Origin of the sequence: Aurantiacibacter luteus (assembly GCF_001010945.1) — a bacterium.
In the GTDB taxonomy this organism is placed as follows: domain Bacteria; phylum Pseudomonadota; class Alphaproteobacteria; order Sphingomonadales; family Sphingomonadaceae; genus Alteraurantiacibacter; species Alteraurantiacibacter luteus.
In genome coordinates, this window is the sequence record NZ_LBHB01000002.1 from 597078 (window position 1) to 614306 (window position 17229).

General features: G+C 67.8%; 19 protein-coding genes. 6 read left to right on the forward strand and 13 right to left on the reverse strand.

Annotated features, from left to right (window positions below):
• The first annotated feature begins 30 nt into the window (after positions 1-30).
• Entirely contained in the window at positions 31-1461 is a 1431-nt protein-coding gene (gene pgmG / locus AAW00_RS09345) for a phosphoglucomutase/phosphomannomutase PgmG (protein ID WP_047004066.1), read from the forward strand.
• A gap of 69 nt (positions 1462-1530) precedes the next feature.
• On the opposite strand, the gene AAW00_RS14290 is transcribed toward pgmG, so the two are convergent.
• Entirely contained in the window at positions 1531-2340 is an 810-nt protein-coding gene (locus AAW00_RS14290) for a BON domain-containing protein (protein ID WP_052761862.1), read from the reverse strand.
• Positions 2341-2630: 290 nt separating this feature from the next.
• Between AAW00_RS14290 and AAW00_RS09355 the strand changes: the two genes are divergently transcribed.
• Positions 2631-5090, forward strand: coding sequence for a ligase-associated DNA damage response DEXH box helicase (locus AAW00_RS09355; RefSeq protein ID WP_047004067.1), 2460 nt, complete (start codon positions 2631-2633; stop codon positions 5088-5090).
• A 3-nt stretch (positions 5091-5093) separates the two neighbouring features.
• Here AAW00_RS09355 and AAW00_RS09360 read toward each other — a convergent pair whose 3' ends face one another.
• The 6 genes from AAW00_RS09360 to AAW00_RS09385 all read right to left on the reverse strand — a co-directional run bounded on the left by AAW00_RS09360 (position 5094) and on the right by AAW00_RS09385 (position 8867).
• Positions 5094-5591: an ExbD/TolR family protein gene (locus AAW00_RS09360; RefSeq protein WP_052761863.1), complete on the reverse strand. Its 498-nt coding sequence runs from the start codon at positions 5589-5591 to the stop codon at positions 5094-5096.
• A 1-nt stretch (position 5592) separates the two neighbouring features.
• Complete coding sequence (locus AAW00_RS09365) at positions 5593-5979, reverse strand: ExbD/TolR family protein (protein ID WP_047004068.1); 387 nt, start codon at positions 5977-5979, stop codon at positions 5593-5595.
• A gap of 203 nt (positions 5980-6182) precedes the next feature.
• On the reverse strand, positions 6183-6638 hold the full coding sequence (locus AAW00_RS09370) for an ExbD/TolR family protein (RefSeq protein WP_047004069.1): 456 nt from the start codon (positions 6636-6638) through the stop codon (positions 6183-6185).
• 37 nt (positions 6639-6675) lie between these two features.
• On the reverse strand, positions 6676-7176 hold the full coding sequence (locus tag AAW00_RS09375; protein WP_047004070.1) for an ExbD/TolR family protein: 501 nt from the start codon (positions 7174-7176) through the stop codon (positions 6676-6678).
• 117 nt (positions 7177-7293) lie between these two features.
• Entirely contained in the window at positions 7294-8148 is an 855-nt protein-coding gene (locus AAW00_RS09380) for a MotA/TolQ/ExbB proton channel family protein (protein ID WP_047004071.1), read from the reverse strand.
• A 32-nt stretch (positions 8149-8180) separates the two neighbouring features.
• Positions 8181-8867: an energy transducer TonB gene (locus tag AAW00_RS09385; RefSeq protein ID WP_047004072.1), complete on the reverse strand. Its 687-nt coding sequence runs from the start codon at positions 8865-8867 to the stop codon at positions 8181-8183.
• Between the two features lie 336 nt (positions 8868-9203).
• Between AAW00_RS09385 and AAW00_RS09390 the strand changes: the two genes are divergently transcribed.
• A complete protein-coding gene (locus AAW00_RS09390) occupies positions 9204-10094 on the forward strand; it encodes a hypothetical protein (protein WP_241461680.1) in 891 nt (296 codons plus the stop codon).
• 92 nt (positions 10095-10186) lie between these two features.
• Positions 10187-11497 carry a homoserine dehydrogenase gene (locus AAW00_RS09395; RefSeq protein ID WP_047004073.1) on the forward strand — a complete coding sequence of 437 codons (1311 nt, stop codon included), beginning with the start codon at positions 10187-10189 and terminating at the stop codon, positions 11495-11497.
• Here AAW00_RS09395 and AAW00_RS09400 read toward each other — a convergent pair.
• From AAW00_RS09400 to AAW00_RS09410, 3 genes are read right to left on the reverse strand one after another with little or no spacing between them, the layout of a single operon-like run.
• Positions 11494-11871 (reverse strand): hypothetical protein, encoded by a 378-nt coding sequence (locus AAW00_RS09400; RefSeq protein WP_156170026.1) that lies wholly within the window; start codon positions 11869-11871, stop codon positions 11494-11496. The two genes, AAW00_RS09395 and AAW00_RS09400, sit on opposite strands and share 4 nt — an antisense overlap.
• 17 nt (positions 11872-11888) lie before the next feature.
• A complete protein-coding gene (locus tag AAW00_RS09405; RefSeq protein ID WP_047004075.1) occupies positions 11889-12290 on the reverse strand; it encodes a hypothetical protein in 402 nt (133 codons plus the stop codon).
• On the reverse strand, positions 12290-12760 hold the full coding sequence (locus AAW00_RS09410; RefSeq protein WP_047004076.1) for a hypothetical protein: 471 nt from the start codon (positions 12758-12760) through the stop codon (positions 12290-12292). The genes AAW00_RS09405 and AAW00_RS09410 overlap by 1 nt, the downstream gene beginning before the upstream one ends.
• 56 nt (positions 12761-12816) lie before the next feature.
• Between AAW00_RS09410 and glpX the strand changes: the two genes are divergently transcribed.
• Positions 12817-13803 (forward strand): class II fructose-bisphosphatase, encoded by a 987-nt coding sequence (gene glpX / locus AAW00_RS09415; protein WP_047004077.1) that lies wholly within the window; start codon positions 12817-12819, stop codon positions 13801-13803.
• 222 nt (positions 13804-14025) lie between these two features.
• Here the strand turns inward: glpX and AAW00_RS09420 are convergent, their stop codons facing one another.
• The gene (locus tag AAW00_RS09420) at positions 14026-14274 is read right to left on the reverse strand and encodes a hypothetical protein (RefSeq protein ID WP_047004078.1); all 249 of its coding nucleotides are present in this window, start codon (positions 14272-14274) and stop codon (positions 14026-14028) included.
• A gap of 107 nt (positions 14275-14381) precedes the next feature.
• Between AAW00_RS09420 and AAW00_RS09425 the strand changes: the two genes are divergently transcribed.
• Complete coding sequence (locus AAW00_RS09425) at positions 14382-15317, forward strand: ribose-phosphate pyrophosphokinase (RefSeq protein WP_047004079.1); 936 nt, start codon at positions 14382-14384, stop codon at positions 15315-15317.
• A 9-nt stretch (positions 15318-15326) separates the two neighbouring features.
• Here AAW00_RS09425 and AAW00_RS09430 read toward each other — a convergent pair whose 3' ends face one another.
• Positions 15327-16256, reverse strand: a complete 930-nt coding sequence (locus AAW00_RS09430; protein WP_047004080.1) for an AraC family transcriptional regulator — start codon at positions 16254-16256, stop codon at positions 15327-15329.
• Between the two features lie 21 nt (positions 16257-16277).
• On the reverse strand, positions 16278-17189 hold the full coding sequence (locus AAW00_RS09435) for a helix-turn-helix domain-containing protein (RefSeq protein ID WP_047004081.1): 912 nt from the start codon (positions 17187-17189) through the stop codon (positions 16278-16280).
• Positions 17190-17229 lie beyond the last annotated feature (40 nt).

The window sequence follows — 17229 nt, forward strand, 5'->3', positions numbered from 1 at the left end:
CGAAGGGCAACTGACAAGGCCTTTCCCGCAATGTCCCATATCTTCGATTCCACCGTGCTGCGCGAATACGACATCCGCGGCATCATCGGCGAAACGCTCGGCGCAGACGACGCGCGCGCCATCGGCAGGGGCTTTGGCAGCCTGCTGCGCCGCGACCTGGGCGTGGATGGCCCGGCGCCGCTGGTGGCCGTGGGCTACGACGGGCGGGTCAGCTCGCCCATGCTGGAACACGCGCTGGTCGAGGGGTTGACCGCCAGCGGCTGCAACGTGCGCCGCATCGGCATGGGGCCGACCCCGATGCTCTACTTCGCCGAGGCGTCAGCCGAAGAGGTACAGGGCGGCATTCAGATAACCGGCAGCCACAATCCCGCCAATTACAACGGCTTCAAGATGGTATTTCGCGGGCGACCGTTCTTCGGCGCAGACATCCGGCGGCTGGGCGCGATGGCGGCCGACGGCGACTGGCTGGACGGGGCCGGAGAGGTCGAAAGCCTCGACGTCATGGATGCCTACATCGACCGCCTGCTGAGCGCGCTGGAGGGGATCGACACAGCCGCCCTGGAAGGGCTGACGGTAGGCTGGGACGCGGGCAACGGGGCGGCCGGTCCGGCGCTGGAACGCCTCGCCGCGCGCCTGCCGGGCAAGCACCACCTGCTCTTCACGGATGTCGACGGAAACTTCCCAAACCATCATCCCGATCCCACTGTCGAGGCGAACCTTGAGGACCTCAGAACCCTGGTCGCCGAGAAGCCTTGCGACTTCGGAATAGCCTTCGACGGCGATGGCGACCGGATAGGCGCGATCGACGGGGAAGGCCGCGTCGTATGGGGGGATCAACTACTGATGATCTACGCCGAGGACCTATTGGGGAAACTACCTAACTCGACCATTATCGCCGATGTGAAGGCCAGCCGCGCACTGTTCGACCATGTCGAAACCCACGGCGGCAGGCCGCTGATGTGGAAGACCGGGCACTCGCTGATAAAGTCCAAAATGAAGGAAGTTTCCTCGCCGCTGGCGGGCGAGATGAGCGGACACGTGTTCTTCGCCGACGATTACTACGGTTACGACGACGCGCTCTATGCCGGCGTGCGGCTGATCGCCGCGAGCGCGCGGCTGGGCAAGTCGGTCACGCAGTTGCGCGGCGAAATGCCCGCCATGCTCAACACCCCCGAGCTGCGCTTCCAGGTCGACGAGACGCGCAAGTTCGCCGCCATTGACGAGGTCAAGGCGCGCCTCACCGGTCCGGACGTGCCCGATGGCGTGAGCGTGGATGCAACCGATGGCGTGCGGGTGAACACGCCCGATGGCTGGTGGCTGCTGCGCGCCTCGAACACGCAGGACGTGCTGGTGGCGCGCGCCGAGAGCGAGAGCGAGGCCGGGCTGGATCGCTTGCTGGGCCAGATCGACGACCAGCTCAGGCTGTCGGGCTTGGAGCGCGGCGAGAGCGTCGGGCACTAACCCCCGCCCAGCCTCAATGCAAAAGGGGCCCGCCGCGGCGAGCCCCTTCCGGTTGGTGTTTACTTCAGCTTAGGCTTCGTTCGTCGGAGTTGTGCCGGCCCGCATCTCCGCCTGGGCGATGCGCAGGTTGTTCTGCACGTGCTTCACGCCTGAGATATCGTGCACGGCGTCTTCGGCCCGGCGCTTTTCCCAGCGCGTGTTGACGGTCCCATCGAGCGTGATCTCGTTGTTGTCGGCGGTCACCTGGATGTTGGTCGCATCGACACCCCGGTCGCGGGTCAGGGTCTCGCAGGCCTCCTCGAGCAGCCGCTCGTTCGAGCGTGTGTAGTTGCTGGGTCCACGACCGCCGTGGTCCATGCGGCGGCGGCGCTCGGCCTCGTCGTCACCGAACCAGCTCGCGATCTCGTCACCCGCACGCTCGAAGAAGCCGCGGTCGTGATCGGAACGGTAGCCGCGGTCCGAGGTGCTGCCCGTATAGGCGGTTCCGCCTGTCGTCATGCCGTAGCCACGGCCGAATTCGCTCTGGCCGTAGGACCCGGCCATCGCCTCGCCACCGAAGCTGTCGCCACGGAAACTGCCGTGCATCCCCGTGGGCTGCTGCCGCGTCTGGCGCGAGGCATGATTATCGCTTGCCCGGTCGTAATCGTCGAGAGGTGAATAGCTGGAGCGATTGCCTTGGCGTGACTGGTAGCTCTGGCTCCCGAACTGGTCGCGGTCGCGCTGTAAGGGCTCGCGCTCCATGGTACGATTGTCGTAGCGGTCGCCGTCGAAGCGGTTCGATCGGTCGGACTGGAACTGCTCTTCCTGCCAGCTCGCGCGCTCTCGCGGCATCTCCTGGTTGGCGTAGCGGTTCTGGTTGCTGTTGTAGCGGTCTGCCATGGTATGGTCCTCACCTGTCGCGAGGGAATTCTGAGCAGCCACCGGGACGGACAGGGTAGAACCCCGATGGCCGCTGGCGCGCTTCGCCGCGCCATATGTCCAATCAACGGTCGGCTGCGGTCGGCGCTCCACGGTTCGGCTTGCCTTTCGCGCAGCTTAACGAAACAACATGTTGTATTAGAAAGATAAAATATGACGAAGCGTGGCGCCGACGCGACCAGCCGTGGCCGGGCTGGACTCGCCTTCCGCCCATCTTGCGCGGGACCGCGGCAAGCCTCATTTCACCTAATGTGAATTCGCCCGCCGTCCCGCCCGAAATTGCCCAATGGTTCGCCGGTCGCGGATGGCGCGTGCGGCGCCACCAGGCCGAAATGCTCGCCGCCAGCGATGCGGGCATGCACGCCATGCTGGTGGCCGATACCGGTGCGGGCAAGACGCTCGCCGGGTTCCTGCCGACGCTGGCCGCTTTCACGCCGTCGCGCATCGCCGACGGCGCTCGGCCCGAAGGGCTTCACACGCTCTATGTCTCGCCGCTCAAGGCGCTCGCGCACGACGTGCAGCGCAACTTGCTGACCCCGATCGAGGAGATGGGGCTCGATATCACGGTGGAGACGCGCAGCGGGGATACGCCGTCGGACCGCAAGAAGCGCCAGCGCAGCCGCCCGCCCAACGTGCTGCTCACCACTCCCGAAAGCCTGCACCTGCTGCTCAGCTTCGAGGACAGCTTCACGCTGTTCGCCGGGCTGAAGCGCGTGGTGGTGGACGAGATCCACGCCTTTGCCACGCAGAAACGCGGCGACCTGCTGGCGCTCGCGCTGACGCGGCTGCAGGCCATCGCGCCGGACATGCAGCGCGCCGCGCTTTCGGCCACGCTGGCCGACCCCGAGGCGTTTCGCGGCTGGATCGCGCCGTGGGGCGATGTCGACAGCGTGGCCATGGTCGAGGGCGAGGAGGGAGCGGACCCGCAGGTGGAGATCCTGTTGCCCGAGGAGGAGCGCGTGCCCTGGGGCGGCCATGCAGCCACCTGGTCGATCGCCCAGCTCTACGAGCGCATCCGCGCCAACAACACGACGCTGGTCTTCACCAACACGCGGTTCCTGGCCGAGTATATCTTCCAGCACCTGTGGGATGCCAACGAAGACAAGCTGCCCGTCGGCATCCACCACGGCTCGCTGTCGAAGGAGGCGCGGCGCAAGGTGGAAGGCGCGATGGCGCGCGGGGAGCTGCGCGCGCTGGTCTGCACCGCCAGCCTCGATCTGGGCGTGGACTGGGGGGACATCGACCTCGTCGTGCAGATGGGCGCGCCCAAGGGGTCGTCGCGGCTATTGCAACGCATCGGCCGCGCCAATCACCGGCTCGACAGCCCCAGCCGGGCCTTGCTGGTGCCGGGCAACCGCTTCGAGTTCCTGGAGGCGACGGCGGCCAAGGAAGCGGTCGAGGAAGGCCAGCGCGACGGCGAGGACTTCCGCCCCGGCGGGCTGGACGTGCTGGCCCAGCACGTGATGGCCTGCGCCTGCGCCGCGCCGTTCGAGGAAAAGGCGCTCCTGGCCGAGGTCCGCTCGTGCTGGCCCTACGCCATGATCGACGAGGACACCTGGTCGCGCGTCCTCGAATTCGTCGCTACCGGCGGCTATTCCCTGCGCGCCTACGACAAGTTCAAGCGCATCGTGCGAGGCAACGACGGCGTCTGGCGCCTCAGCCATCCGGAACAGGCCTACCGCCACCGGATGAATGCCGGGATCATCGTCGATTCCGAGATGCTCGAGGTGCGTTTCCGCAACGGTCGCAGCCTCGGCAAAGTGGAGGAACGCTTCGCCGCGTCGCTGCGCACGGGCGACACCTTCCAGTTCGCCGGCGTCAATGTCGAGGTCGAGCAGCTCAAGGACATGGAGCTAATCGTGCGCGCCAGCAGCAAGGCGGCGATGATCCCCTCCTACGGCGGGCTGCGGATGCCGCTGACCACCCATCTCGCCGAGCGGGTGCGGCACATGCTGGTGGATCGTGCGGGCTGGGCGCGCTTCCCCGACGACGTGCGCGAGTGGCTGGAGGTGCAGGACTGGCGCAGCCGCCTCCCCTCGCCCGACAACCTGCTGGTCGAAAGCTTCCCCCACGCCAAGCGCCACTACACCGTCTACTACACCTTCGTCGGGTGGAACGCGAACCAGTCGCTGGGGATGCTCATCACCAAGCGGATGGAGGACCTGGGGCTGATGCCGGGCGGTTTCGTGGCGAACGACTATTCGCTCGCCGTCTGGGGGCTGAAGCCGGTGGAGGATCCGCGCCCGCTGCTCTCGCCCGATATCCTGACCGAGGAGTTCATCGACTGGGTGCAGGACTCGCACCTGCTGCGCCGCGCCTTTCGCGAGGTGGCGGTGATCGGCGGGCTGGTCGAGCGCCAGCACCCGGGCAAGCGCAAGACCGGGCGGCAGGTAACCTTCTCCACCGACCTCATCTACGACGTGCTCAGGAAATACGAGCCCGACCACGTGCTGATCGAGGCGGCCTGGCAGGATGCCCGCGCGCGGATGACCGACATCGGGCGGCTCGGCGACCTGCTCGACACCGCGGCGGAGCGACTGGAGCACGTGACGCTCGACCGCGTCAGCCCGCTCGCGGTGCCCGTCATGGTGATGATCGGGCGAGAGAGCGTACCGCAGGGAGCGCAGGACGACGAATTGCTGCTGGAGGCCGAGACGCTGGCCGGTGCGGCGATGCGGGTGGAAGACCTGCCGGGCCTCCCACCGGACTAGGGTTCAGCGATAGCGGTCGCATTCGCGGTGGCCGGGCGTCACGCGAATCGTGGTCGTCGGTCCCTCCACGGGGCGAAAGCCTGCGGCATTGGCGAAATGGAAGCAGTTGTCGGCGAGCCCCAGGCTTTCGACGATGGCCAGCACCTGCGCGACCCGGCCGTAGGCGGCATCGCCTTCGGGTTCGAACCACAGAGCCGGCTGCTCGTCCAGAGTGCTCGTCTGTTCGAGAATGGCGCGCAGCTGGCGCTCGTCGACCGGTTCGGCGTTCCAGGTGACCTCGCCTGCGCTGTCGATGGAGAGGCGATTGCCGACCGGGGTGAGCGGGGCGAGGGTGTCGTCCTGCAGCAATGGCAAGTCGATCGTGACCGCGTGGGTCTGCATGGGATAGGTCATAGCTGTCATTGCTGCGACGATCAGCACGACGCTGGCGATCGGGGCAGCCGAGAGGCGGCGAATGGGCTGGCCATGGTCATAGACGGGGGTGGCGAGGGGGCGCGGCATCCTAGTCCGCCTCCCAGTGCCGATACCGTTCATTGCCGGCAAAGGCGAAGCGGTGGATGTCGGCCTCTCCAACGAGATGGATGACCTGCACCGATGCGTCGTAGCTCGCGTTGGCCTCGGGCTCGAAGCGGATCACCTGCTCGGCAGGGCTGGCGGCGGCAGCGGCGAGACGGGCCTGCAGGGCGGGGCGGGACACCGGCTCGCCGTTCCATAGCACCGCGCCACCCTCGGTTACGACCAGCGCGATCTGTTCGGGTTCGGCAAAGACCTGCCGCGCGCCCGGCAGGTCGACCCGGGTCTGGTGGGTGGCGATGGGCACGCTGAGGATGACCATGACCAGCAGGACCAAGAGCACGTCGATCAGCGGCGTGACGTTCAGGTCCATCATGGGGGAGGGAGTGGCAACCGTGTGCCGGCCCAGCAGTCTTGAACGAAACGCCATCGCATCCTCCGCTCTGTTGTGACAACATAACATCACGTAATGGGAGCGCTGTCAATCTGCGGTATGGGCCTGAATGCCTGCGCGTCCTGCGCGAGCAAACAAAAAGGGCGGCCGAAGCCGCCCTTTTCGTGAGGATGTCCAGCGCGAGATCAGTTCGCGACGGGCGCGCAGCCACCGCAGTCGAACTGGCGATACTTCTCGTTGCCGACGAAGCCGAACTTGGTGACGCCCGACGCCTTGATGATGTTCAGCACGCGGGCCGACAGGTCATAGCTGGCGTTCGCTTCCGGCTCGAACTGCAGCTCCGGCTCCACCGCATAGGTCAGCGACTGTTGCAGGTTGCCGACCAGCTGATTGTCGTTGATCGCCTGGCCGTTCCACAGGATCTGGTCGGTGGGGGTGAGCACGATCTTGTTCTTGATCGGGTCGACCGGTGGCTGGTCCGGCGTGTTGCTCGGCGCGGGGAGGTCGATGTTCACCGCGTGGGTGGCGACCGGGATGGTGATGATGAACATGATGAGGAGCACGAGCAGGACGTCGATCAGCGGCGTCATGTTCATTTCCATCATCGGGCTGCCATCGTCTGAACCGCCAGACAGTGCCATGATTGCGTACTCCTAGAAAGCCTGGACCCGGTGCCGATCAGCCGTTGGGATCGACGGGGTTCGAGATGAAGGCCACGGTCGGATAACCGGCGGCCTGGATGTTGAAGATCGTGCCAGCGACGCAGCGCCACGGCGCGTCCTTGTCGCCTCGGATGTGCACCTGCGGGATGAGGTCGGGATCCTGCATGATGGCCTCGGGGCCACCGGCGCGCTGCACGATCGCATCGAGGCGGGCGAAGGCCGCGTCGTAGAGGTCCGCCGAATCCACCAGCGTGGTGTTGTTGAGGTAGATGCGGCAATCACCCTCGCGGATGGCGCCGGTATATCCCGACCGGATGGTGCGCGGGGTGCGACCCTCGGCATCGGTGGTGGTCACGGTGATCAGAAGGTTTTCCACCTTATCGTCCGATTCGCTCGAGGCGATGATCGGGATTTCGAGCTGCTCGACCGTCTGGATGGCCACCGGGACGGCGATCAGGAAGATGATCAGCAGCACCAGCATCACGTCCACGAGAGGCGTGGTGTTGATGTCGGACATCGGGGTTTCTTCACCGGATCCCAATGCAATGGCCATGTGTCTATTCCTATCTCACGTATGACAGTTGAATGCGGCGGGCGCCCGCATGCGGAGGCGCCCGCCGGATATTCGCCTGGATCAGCTCCGCGGCGTGGTCGTCGTGGTCGTGGTGGTCGCCGAGCCGGCCGGACGCGCGGTGGTAGGCGCCGTGGTCGAAGTGGCGGTCGTGGCCGTCGCCGGAGCGGTCTTGGCGGCCTTTCCGGCCTGCTGCGTCGAGGTACCGGTCATGATCGCCGGCTTCACCGCGCCGCGCGAGGTGATGTTCGCCTGCAGGTCGGTCGAGAAGCCCGCAAGCATCGCCGCGATGCGACGGTTGCGCGACTGCAGGTAGTTGTAGGCGAACACCGCGGGCACGGCGACGAGCAGGCCGATGGCGGTCATGATGAGCGCCTCGCCCACCGGACCGGCAACCTGGTCGATCGAGGCCGAACCGGTCGCGCCGATCTTAATCAGCGCGCGGTAGATGCCGATCACGGTGCCGAGCAGGCCGACGAACGGCGCGGTCGCGCCGACGGTGGCGAGGAACGGCAGGCCGCCGGCGAGCTTGGCGTTGATGGCCGCTTCCGAGCGGGCCAGCGTGCCGTGCAGCCAGTCATGCGATTCGAGGCTGTCGCTCATCTTGGAGGATTCGTCGCCGGCACGGATGCCGTCGTCGACCAGCTGGCGCCAGGCGCTGTTCTTGTCGAACTTGCCGGCACCTTCCTTGAGATTGCCGGCACGCCAGAACGCGGCGCGATTCGTGTTGTATTCCTTCATCACCCGGTTCTGTTCCATGTACTTGGTGATGAGGATGTAGAACGAGCCGACCGACATGATGACCATGACGGTGAGGATGGACCAGGCGACCGGGCCGCCTTCTTCCATCGCCTGGATGAAACCGAATTCGGTCTGCGGCGCCTCGCTGCCGGCGGCAGCCAAAAGTTCGATGAGCATGCTGAATGTCCTCTCTTAGAGAAATCTGGTGATCAATTGAGTTGGTAGACGATGCTGGTCGAGAAGGTGCCCGAGGTCGGGTTGCCTGCCCGGTCCAGCGCCGGTGTATAGCGAGCGAAACGGGTCATGCCGTCGCAGGCGGCAGCGTCCAGTTCCGGATCGGCCGGTCGGGTCACGCGGCAGCTGGTGACGCGGCCGTCGGGCCCGACGGTACCGGCGACGCCGACCGTACCCTGGATTTCGCGACGCAGGGCGCGCGAAGGGTAGTTCTCCTGGATGCGGCGAGCCCAGCGTGCCTGGCCGTCGGGCGCCGCGGCGCGCGAACGGTCCACTGCCGGAGGCGGCGGAGGCGGCGGCGGGGGCGGCGGAGCGACTGCTGCCGGCGGGGCGGGCGGCGGAACGATGCGCGCAGGCGGGGCCGGCGGCGGAATGTTCGGCTGCACCTGTACCGGCGGCGGATTGGGCGCGATGCGGATCGGCGGCGGCGGCGCGACCGGCGGCGGAGGCGAGACGACCTCTTCCGGCGGAGGTGGCGGCGGCTCTTCCTCAGGTGGCGGCGGCTCCTCGATATCCACGGTCGTCACGCGCTCGACGGCTTCCTTGAAAGCCGAGTAGGCGAGACCCGTAACCAGCAAATAGCCGATTCCGACGTGGATGAGGGCAACGATGATAATCGCGGCTATGCGACTACCGCTCATTTCTTGGTCAGCGTAAGCCATCCAGTCCCTTCACTCCGTTTTGCTTGCCGACGAAAAGTCGGCTTGTGCGACCCACAAGTTTAACACTCTGCCAGCCGCAACCTTCGATTGTCCAGCCCGGATTGCCCTTGTCGGCGCCGACCGCCGGAGCACGAATCGTGCTCCAAAAGCAACACCGGGCTTATTTTCGTTCTTTTCCGGGCTCGTTCGACGGGCTCTTAACCGCCAGATAAGGTATGGGCAAACCCTTTGTCGGTTCAGTCGCAATTCAAGGCGGCTGCCCTGTTTGCAAAGCTTGAGAAGGCGGGCAAAGGGATTTGCACCCTTTCCGCGACAGGCCACAACAGGAGAAGCCGCATGAACCCCCGTCCCCGCAAACCGCTGCTGCGCCGTCTCGTGATGGCGGGCACGGCTTCGCTGGCGGCGGCTCTGCTGGCGGCCTGCGCCGCGACCCTGCCGGGCTCCCCGGAGGAGCGCGTGGTCATGGAACTGCCGCCTGAGGCCGAGCCGACCTACGCCGACTTGGTCACCTTTGCGCTGGCCGCCGACCTCGTCGCCATCGTGACGGTGGACGAGCAGACCCGCTTCCCGCCCGAGCGCGCACCCGATGTCGCCCCGGACAAGGTCCGCCTCTACATCGAATCGCTCACCCGCAACCTGCTCGTGGGTCCGAGCGGCGTAGGCGGTTCTCTGGTCTTCGTGACCGACCTGCCGCGCGACGCCGACGGCGATGCGCCCGAACTGGAAGGCCGCGACTACGTCATTTTCGCCGATCCCGTGCGCAATCGTCCGGGCGAGGTGCAGCTGGTGGCGCGCAACGCGCTGTTCCCCGCGGGTCCGCGAATCGAGGGCCGGGTGCGCTCCATCCTGCGCGATCTCGCCGACCCCGATAGCCCGTCCGCCATCACCGGCGTGCGCGACGTGATCTCGGTGCCGGGAAACCTCGCCGGCGAGGCGGAGACGCAGATGTTCGTGGAAACCCAGAGCGGCGCGCCCGTGTCGCTCAGCGTCGTGCGACGGCCGGGGATGCGGCCGGAATGGGGCGTGTCGCTGGGCGAGATCGTCGACACCGCCGCGCGCCCGCCGGCGCGCGATTCGATCGCCTGGTACCGCTTCGCCTGTTCGCTGCCGCGCCAGCTGCCGGACGAGGCCTTCCTGCAGACCGACCGCCAGGCCCGCGCCCGGGCGCGCGAGGACTATGCCTTCGTGCTCGCCGAGCTGGGCGAATGTTCCCGCCGGTTCACCTGAAGCCGGGCTTCGCGCGGGCGAAGTTTTGCGGGGGTGGCCAACCGGGCACGCGCTGACTAGTCCGCCCTGACACGGATACGGACGGGAGCGACATGGCCGAACCTTTGCGCATTGCCCTCGCGGGCCTCGGCACGGTGGGTGCGGGGGTGATCCGCCTGCTCGCGGCCAACGGCGACCTGATCGCCCGGCGCGCGGGCCGCTCGATCGAGATCGTCGCGGTCTCAGCCCGCGAGCGCGGCAAGGATCGCGGCGTTTCGCTGGACGGATTTCGGTGGCTTGACGACATGACCGAGTTCGCCGCGCTCGACGAAGTCGACGTGGTCGTCGAGCTGGTCGGCGGTTCGGACGGCCCCGCGCTGGCCTTGGCGCGCAAGGCGCTTGCCGCGGGCAAGGGGCTGATCACCGCCAACAAGGCGATGATTGCCCATCACGGCATGGAACTCGCCGCCCTGGCCGAGGCCAACGCCGCGCCGCTCAGATACGAGGCGGCGGTGGCGGGCGGCATCCCGGCGATCAAGGGGCTGGCCGAAGGTGCGGCGGCCAACCGGATCGAACGGATCTACGGCGTGCTCAACGGCACCTGCAACTTCATCCTGTCCGAGATGGCCACCACCGGGCGCGACTTCGGCGATGTGTTGGCGCAGGCGCAGGCGCTGGGCTTCGCCGAGGCCGATCCTGCCTTCGACATTGAAGGCACGGACGCGGCGCACAAGCTCGCCATCCTCGCCGCGCTGGCCTTCGGCACCAGGCTGGATTTCCCCAGCGTCGACGTGACCGGCATCGACCGCATCCGCGCCGGCGACATCGCCCAGGCCGGCGCGCTGGGCTACGTCATCCGGCTGCTCGGCATCGCCGACTGCGAGGATGGCGCGGACACGGCGCGGCTGTTCCAGCGCGTCGCGCCGTGCCTGGTCCCCGTCAGCCACCCGCTCGCCGGCGTGACCGGGGCGATCAATGCCGTGGTGGCCGAGGGCAATTTTGCCGGGCGACTGCTGTTCCAGGGCGCGGGCGCCGGTGACGGGCCGACCGCGAGCGCGGTCGTCGCCGACCTCATCGATGTCGCGCGCGGCAACGTCCCGCCGCCATTTTCGCTGCCGGTCGCCAGCCTCGCGGCGAGCGCGCCCGCCGACCCCGGTCATCGCCGCAACCGCGACTACGTGCGTTTCATGGTCGACGACCGGCCCGGCGTGCTGGCCGAGATCACCGCCGCCATGCGCGATGCCGGGGTCTCGATCGAGAGCTTCATCCAGCAGGGCCACCCTGACGAACGGGACGGCCGCCCCGTGCTCGTCTCGATGGTGACGCACGAAGGGCCGGAGGCAGGGGTGGCCAAGGCGCTCTCGCTGCTCGACGGATCGCCAAGCATGGTCGAAGCGCCACTGGTGATGCGCCTGCTGGGCTAGTCGGCCCGCGATACCGCGGCGGCCTCCTCGACAGGAAGCGGCGCGGGAAAGGCTGTCATGTCGACCATCACCGCGCGCTCTACAGGACCGCCGATGCCCTTGGCGCACCAGCTGAGCGGCGGGGCGTGGATGCAGGGCGGCAGGGTGCTGACATCGACCGGCTCGCGCACGTCGCCATACATATCGACGGGCGGCGGGATGACCGAAACGTAGTCCTCGGTCTCGTCCCGCTGGCCGCACACCACGATATCGCCCTTGGCCCCTGGCGCGCCTCCACAATCGACCTGGGGGACGTGGACGTCGCGGTAATCCTCCAGGTCGAAGCGTCGCGCCTCCTGTGCTGCCGCGGCGGACGGGAGCAGCATCGATACCATGATGACCGCGCCACCCCTCACTCGCTGTCGGCCCGGCTGACCGCCGCCGCGGTCTCCTCGTCCAGTTCGTGCGGGAAGGCGGTGACGTCGACCATGATCGCGGGTTCCGGCGCCCAGCCCATCCGCACGCAGCCACTTTCGCACGAGGTATCCGTCAGGCCCTCGATCACGCGCCTGTCGGACCGGACCGGGCGGCGGATGACGCTGCGCACCTCCTCCGTCTCGTCGCGCCTGCCGCAAACCACGATGTCGCCGGCCGCGCTGGCGACCCTTGTGCCGGTGGCCGCATCGCAATCGGGCGGAGGCGGATGCAGGTCGCGGTAATCGGCCAAGTCGAATTCGTCGGGATGGACGCCCGAGGCATCCTGCGCCGCCAAGGGGGCCGGGACGAGAAGGGCCAGTGCGAGCGCGGCGCGCATCAGTCCTCCGACAGGTCGATGGCGACGCGCCGTCCGGTGACGGGCTCGGGCGCGATGACGGGCGGACCTTCGGCGGTGACGACGTGCGCGGCTTCCTCCTCGGTCAGGTCCTCGGGATAGATGCTGAGATCGACCATCAGCGCGGGAGGCGGGGCCCAGCCCATGCGGATGCAGACCATCTCGCCCTTCGATTGGACCCAGCACGGCGGGTCGGTCAGTCCGGGAATAATCGTGCGGTCCGACTGGACGGGGCGCGGCAGGGGTGAGCGGTAGCGTTCGGTGTCGGGAAGTTCGCGGCAGACGAGGATCGCCCCGTCCTCGCGCGCCTCGGTCTCGCAGGGGTCGGTGGCACTCACCGGCTCTTCCGGTTCGGCGCTTTCCGCGGCCGCTGTGGGACCATAGGCCTGCTGCGCCAGCGCCGGGCACGGCAGCAGCGCCAAGGCCAAAATCACCGCCAGCCATCTCGACATTGCGGCCCCCTCGACCTAAGCGAGCCGCCAAGTTGGGATGGGAGCCTGAATTGCCAATGAATTCCGCCAAATCTTCGCAAGTCCTCGACCGCGTGCTGGTGATGGAAATGGTCCGCGTGACCGAGGCCGCCGCCATCGCCGCCTCCGACCTCATCGGTCGTGGCGACGAGAAGGCCGCCGACGCCGCTGCCGTGGAAGCCATGCGCCGCGCTTTCGACACGCTCGAGATCGACGGCACCGTCGTCATCGGCGAGGGCGAGCGGGACGAGGCGCCCATGCTCTACATCGGCGAAAAGGTCGGCGGGGCGCAGGGCAAGGGGCCGCGCATCGACATCGCGCTCGATCCGCTGGAGGGCACCACCATCACCGCCAAGGCCGGGCCCAACGCGCTCGCTGTGCTGGCGGCGGCAGAAGAAGGCTGCCTGCTCAACGCGCCAGACGTCTACATGGACAAGATTGCCGTGGGGCCGGGCTATCCCGAAGGCGTGATCGACCTCGCCAAGACGCCGACCCAGAACGTCGAGGCCGTGGCCGCCGCCAAGGGCGTGCAGCCCAAGGACATCAACGTCTGCGTGCTCGACCGGCCGCGCCATGCCGACCTGATCGCCGAACTGCGCGGCATCGGCTGCGGCGTCGTGCTGATCGGCGATGGCGACGTGGCGGGCGTGATCGCCACCACCGACCCCGAAACCACCGTCGACCTCTACATGGGATCGGGCGGCGCGCCCGAGGGCGTGCTGGCCGCCGCGGCGCTGCGCTGCGTGGGCGGGCAGTTCAACGGCCGACTGCTGTTCCGCAACGACGACGAGCGCCGCCGCGCCGCCAAGTGGGGCATCGAGGACCTCGACCGCATCTACAAGCTCACGGACCTCGCGCGCGGCGACTGCATCTTTGCCGCCACCGGCGTCACCAGCGGCTCGCTGCTCGATGGGGTGAAGCGCCTGAAGCGCAACGGGGCCATGGTGATGACGACCGAAAGTGTTGTGATGCGCGCGAGCAGCGGAACCGTGCGCTGGGTGCGGGGCGAGCACCGGCTGGGTTGAGCGGGGCGCGACGAGCCGGGGCGAAGTTGACACTGTCAATTTTGCTTTCCGGAATAATCGAGCCATTCCAGCGCCTTGCGACGATTGGCTGCTTGACACTTCGTGTGGACGGCGCAGAAAATCATTGGCTTTCCCTGTGGAGAGCCGAGGGGTCTGACGGACCTGCCGGGATGTAGGAAACCGGTTTGCGCTGGAGGGCTCGCCAGCCACGCGACCTGCCTGTCACTCCGGCAGGTCGCCCCTATAACCCAGCCCGCGAAGCTCCTCCGCCCGGCCCTGCGCCACGAGATCGGCGACGGTCGCCTCGGTCCCGAGCCGCGCCAGCGCCTCGGCGGTCCACAGCTCCTCGCCCTCCAGCGGCGGCGCATCGGCAGGCGGAGCGCGCGGCTTCTCCGGCGCGGGGCCAGCCCACAGGCGCAGCGCCAGCAGCAGGCTGCCCCCGGCAAACAGCGCGATGAGCCACCAGTCCATGCGCGCATCCTAATCCCCCGCATGGCCCGCAGGCAATGTTGCAATCGGGGCCTCGTGCGCTAGGCGGGCCTCGTCATCAGCACCGCACACGAGGATTCGCTCAGCCCATGAAGATCATGTCCGGCAATTCGAACCTGTCGCTCGCCCGCGCCATCGCCGGTTACCTGGAAGTGCCGCTGACCGATGCCAGCGTGCGCCGCTTCGCCGACGAGGAAATCTTCATCGAGATCCACGAGAACGTGCGCGGCGAGGACGTGTTCATCTGCCAGTCGACCAGCTATCCGGCGAACGACAACCTGATGGAATTGCTGATCGGCATCGACGCGCTGCGCCGTGCCAGCGCCGCGCGCATCACTGCGGTCATCCCCTATTTCGGCTATGCCCGGCAGGACCGCAAACCCGGCCCGCGCACCCCGATCTCGGCCAAACTGGTGGCGAACCTCATCACCGAGGCGGGCGCCGACCGGGTGCTGGCGGTGGACCTGCACGCGGGGCAGATCCAGGGCTTCTTCGATATCCCGACCGACAACCTCTACGCCGCGCCGACCATGGCCGCCGACATCCAGGCGCGTTATGGCGGGCAGGAACTGATGGTGGTTTCCCCCGACGTGGGCGGCGTGGTGCGCGCCCGCGCGCTCGCCAAGCGCCTCGACAATGCCCCGCTCGCCATTGTCGACAAGCGGCGCGACCGGCCGGGCGAATCGGAGGTGATGAACATCATCGGCGACGTGAAGGGGCGACACTGCATCCTGATCGACGACATCGTCGATTCGGGCGGCACGCTGTGCAACGCGGCGCAGGCGCTGCTCGATGCGGGCGCGAAAAGCGTGGCCGCCTACATCACCCACGGCGTGCTGTCGGGCGGCGCGGTGGCGCGGGTCGATGCCTCGGCGCTGACCGAGCTCGTCATCACCGACACCATCGCCGCCACCGATGCCATGCGCGATTCCAGCCGCATCCGCGTCCTCACCATCGCCCCGCTGCTGGGGGAGGCGATTCGCCGCATCGCCGACGAATCGAGCGTCTCCAGCCTGTTCGACTAGCGCCTGCGCTCAGCGCCAGGGGGCCTGGGCGGTGCTGTCCAGCCTCCCGAGCGCTTCCAGTCGGCGCGCCTGCCGCGCTTCCAGCGCCAGCGCCATGATCGGGTCCGAACGGCGGGCGAACTCGCTGGGCGTCATGCCGAACAGGTCGCGAAAGTCGCGGTTCAGGTGGCTCTGGTCGTAGAAGCGCAGGGCGTGTTCCTCGGCCTCGGCGCGGTCGGCGAAACCGATGATCTGGCTCGCCATGTCGAGCGCGCGGGCGCGGCGCAGCACGCTCTTGGGCGACATTCCGAAATCGCGCACGACCACGCGTTGCAGGGTTCGGAGCGAAACGCCGAAATGCCGGGCAAGGCCCGCGAGCGCGACCGAGGGATCGCGAAAGGCCGCTTCGTCGAAGGCGATGGCGAGCGGTGCCGGAGCCTTTGCCCCCGAGGCTTGCAGGAGCGCGCGGAACCGGCCCTCCACCGCCGCGAGCAGCACCTCGGGTTCGGCGGCATCGTCGGCGGGGGCGAACAGGCTCTCCCAGTCCGCCGCGCCGGAAACGCGGCCGATGTCGTCTATCCGGTCCAGCCAGTCCGCGAGGTTGGGCCCGCCGAGCGCCGCCACGGCACCGGGTCGCAGGGCAATGCCGTAGGTGCCGATCGGCCCCGCGACCGTCAGCGGCATCCGGCGCGTCTGCGGTCCGAAGAACAGCGCCCCGCGCGAACGTATGACGGGGCCGCGGGCGGTTTCGGCCCGCCAGTCGCCCGCAATCAGCGCGCGCAGGAAGACCGTGTCGTTGAAGATGCCGGTGCCCAGAACCTGTCCGGCGGGCTGGTGCGCCAGCGTGACGAACAGGCGGGCAATCCAAGGCGAGAGGTCGGCGGCCGGCGCGCGGTTGTACGACAGGGGACGTCCATCCCTGCTGCGCCCGCTGATGCCGATAACCCCTGTCTGCGTCATCCGCCCCCTAGTCCGGGCACATCAGGCCCGGTTTTCAGCACCGTCCTGATGCGTATGCGCCTGGGTAGCGGGTTCGCTCGCCGGATCGCGCCAGGGGCCGAGCTCACCAGGTGCGAGCGCGCGCAGCACCTCGAGCCGCCGCCGCTGGCGCACCTCGAGGCTGAGGGCGAGGACGGGGTGCGGGCGCTTCTGCAATTCGCCCGGAGAAATGCCGAAGATGGCGCGCATTTCCTTGATGCGGTGCGACTGGTCGAAATAGCGGTCCTCTATCTCCGGTTCGTCCTCGGGCCGGGCGACGCCGAGCAGGGCGGCGCCGAAATCCTGCGCCCGCGCGCGGCGAAGTGCGTGCTTGGGATTGACCCCGAAGGCCTTCTTGATCACCCGCTCCACCGTGCGCTTGGAAACGTCCTGCCGGTCGGCGAACTCTTCCACCGTCATCTCGGGATTGGTAAGGCAGGCGGTCTGGAAATCGGCGACCAGTTGGGCGGGCTCGACCGCGCCTTTCACCAGCGGGCGCAGGAAGCATTCCTCGATGGCTTCCGCCCACTTGTCGTAGGTGGCATCGCGCGGCACGAGCGAGGCGACCGGCTCGCTGCGGCCGAGCAGATCGTCGAGATCGTAAACCCTGTCCAGCGAGTCGGCAGGATCGGGGAATCCGAGCAGCTGCGCCGCTCCGGCCTGGAACAGGATCGAAATGACGATCCACCTGCCTGCGATGGAAAGCGGCATGCAGCGGGTGTGCGGGCCGAAGTAGAAGGCCCTGCCGTCCGGACCCGGGTCGAGCACCTTGACCCCGTCGGCATCTTTCGCGGTCCAGGCATCGTGAAACAGGATCGTGATGCTGGGATGTTCTATTATACGCCCGCAATCGATTCGAACGCCGGCTGCGATCTCCGCTTCGGCCACCGTTATCCAGTAGACCCAGGGCTGCAAATCCGGCGCCGCAGCGCGCGAAATTGCCAACGGCGCCCCC

Coding starts and splice junctions, on each gene's coding strand:
- AAW00_RS09405 (WP_047004075.1), bottom strand. CDS start 12,290: ATGCGCGCCGCGCTCGCACTGGCCCTTCTCGTCCCGGCCCCCTTGGCG.
- AAW00_RS09380 (WP_047004071.1), bottom strand. CDS start 8,148: ATGCTCATCGAACTTTTGGCTGCCGCCGGCAGCGAGGCGCCGCAGACC.
- AAW00_RS09430 (WP_047004080.1), bottom strand. CDS start 16,256: ATGACGCAGACAGGGGTTATCGGCATCAGCGGGCGCAGCAGGGATGGA.
- AAW00_RS09385 (WP_047004072.1), bottom strand. CDS start 8,867: ATGGCTTACGCTGACCAAGAAATGAGCGGTAGTCGCATAGCCGCGATT.
- AAW00_RS14290 (WP_052761862.1), bottom strand. CDS start 2,340: ATGGCAGACCGCTACAACAGCAACCAGAACCGCTACGCCAACCAGGAG.
- glpX (WP_047004077.1), top strand. CDS start 12,817: ATGAATTCCGCCAAATCTTCGCAAGTCCTCGACCGCGTGCTGGTGATG.
- AAW00_RS09370 (WP_047004069.1), bottom strand. CDS start 6,638: ATGGCACTGTCTGGCGGTTCAGACGATGGCAGCCCGATGATGGAAATG.
- AAW00_RS09425 (WP_047004079.1), top strand. CDS start 14,382: ATGAAGATCATGTCCGGCAATTCGAACCTGTCGCTCGCCCGCGCCATC.
- AAW00_RS09390 (WP_241461680.1), top strand. CDS start 9,204: ATGAACCCCCGTCCCCGCAAACCGCTGCTGCGCCGTCTCGTGATGGCG.
- AAW00_RS09400 (WP_156170026.1), bottom strand. CDS start 11,871: ATGGTATCGATGCTGCTCCCGTCCGCCGCGGCAGCACAGGAGGCGCGA.
- pgmG (WP_047004066.1), top strand. CDS start 31: ATGTCCCATATCTTCGATTCCACCGTGCTGCGCGAATACGACATCCGC.
- AAW00_RS09420 (WP_047004078.1), bottom strand. CDS start 14,274: ATGGACTGGTGGCTCATCGCGCTGTTTGCCGGGGGCAGCCTGCTGCTG.
- AAW00_RS09360 (WP_052761863.1), bottom strand. CDS start 5,591: ATGCCGCGCCCCCTCGCCACCCCCGTCTATGACCATGGCCAGCCCATT.
- AAW00_RS09410 (WP_047004076.1), bottom strand. CDS start 12,760: ATGTCGAGATGGCTGGCGGTGATTTTGGCCTTGGCGCTGCTGCCGTGC.
- AAW00_RS09375 (WP_047004070.1), bottom strand. CDS start 7,176: ATGTCCGACATCAACACCACGCCTCTCGTGGACGTGATGCTGGTGCTG.
- AAW00_RS09395 (WP_047004073.1), top strand. CDS start 10,187: ATGGCCGAACCTTTGCGCATTGCCCTCGCGGGCCTCGGCACGGTGGGT.
- AAW00_RS09365 (WP_047004068.1), bottom strand. CDS start 5,979: ATGATGGACCTGAACGTCACGCCGCTGATCGACGTGCTCTTGGTCCTG.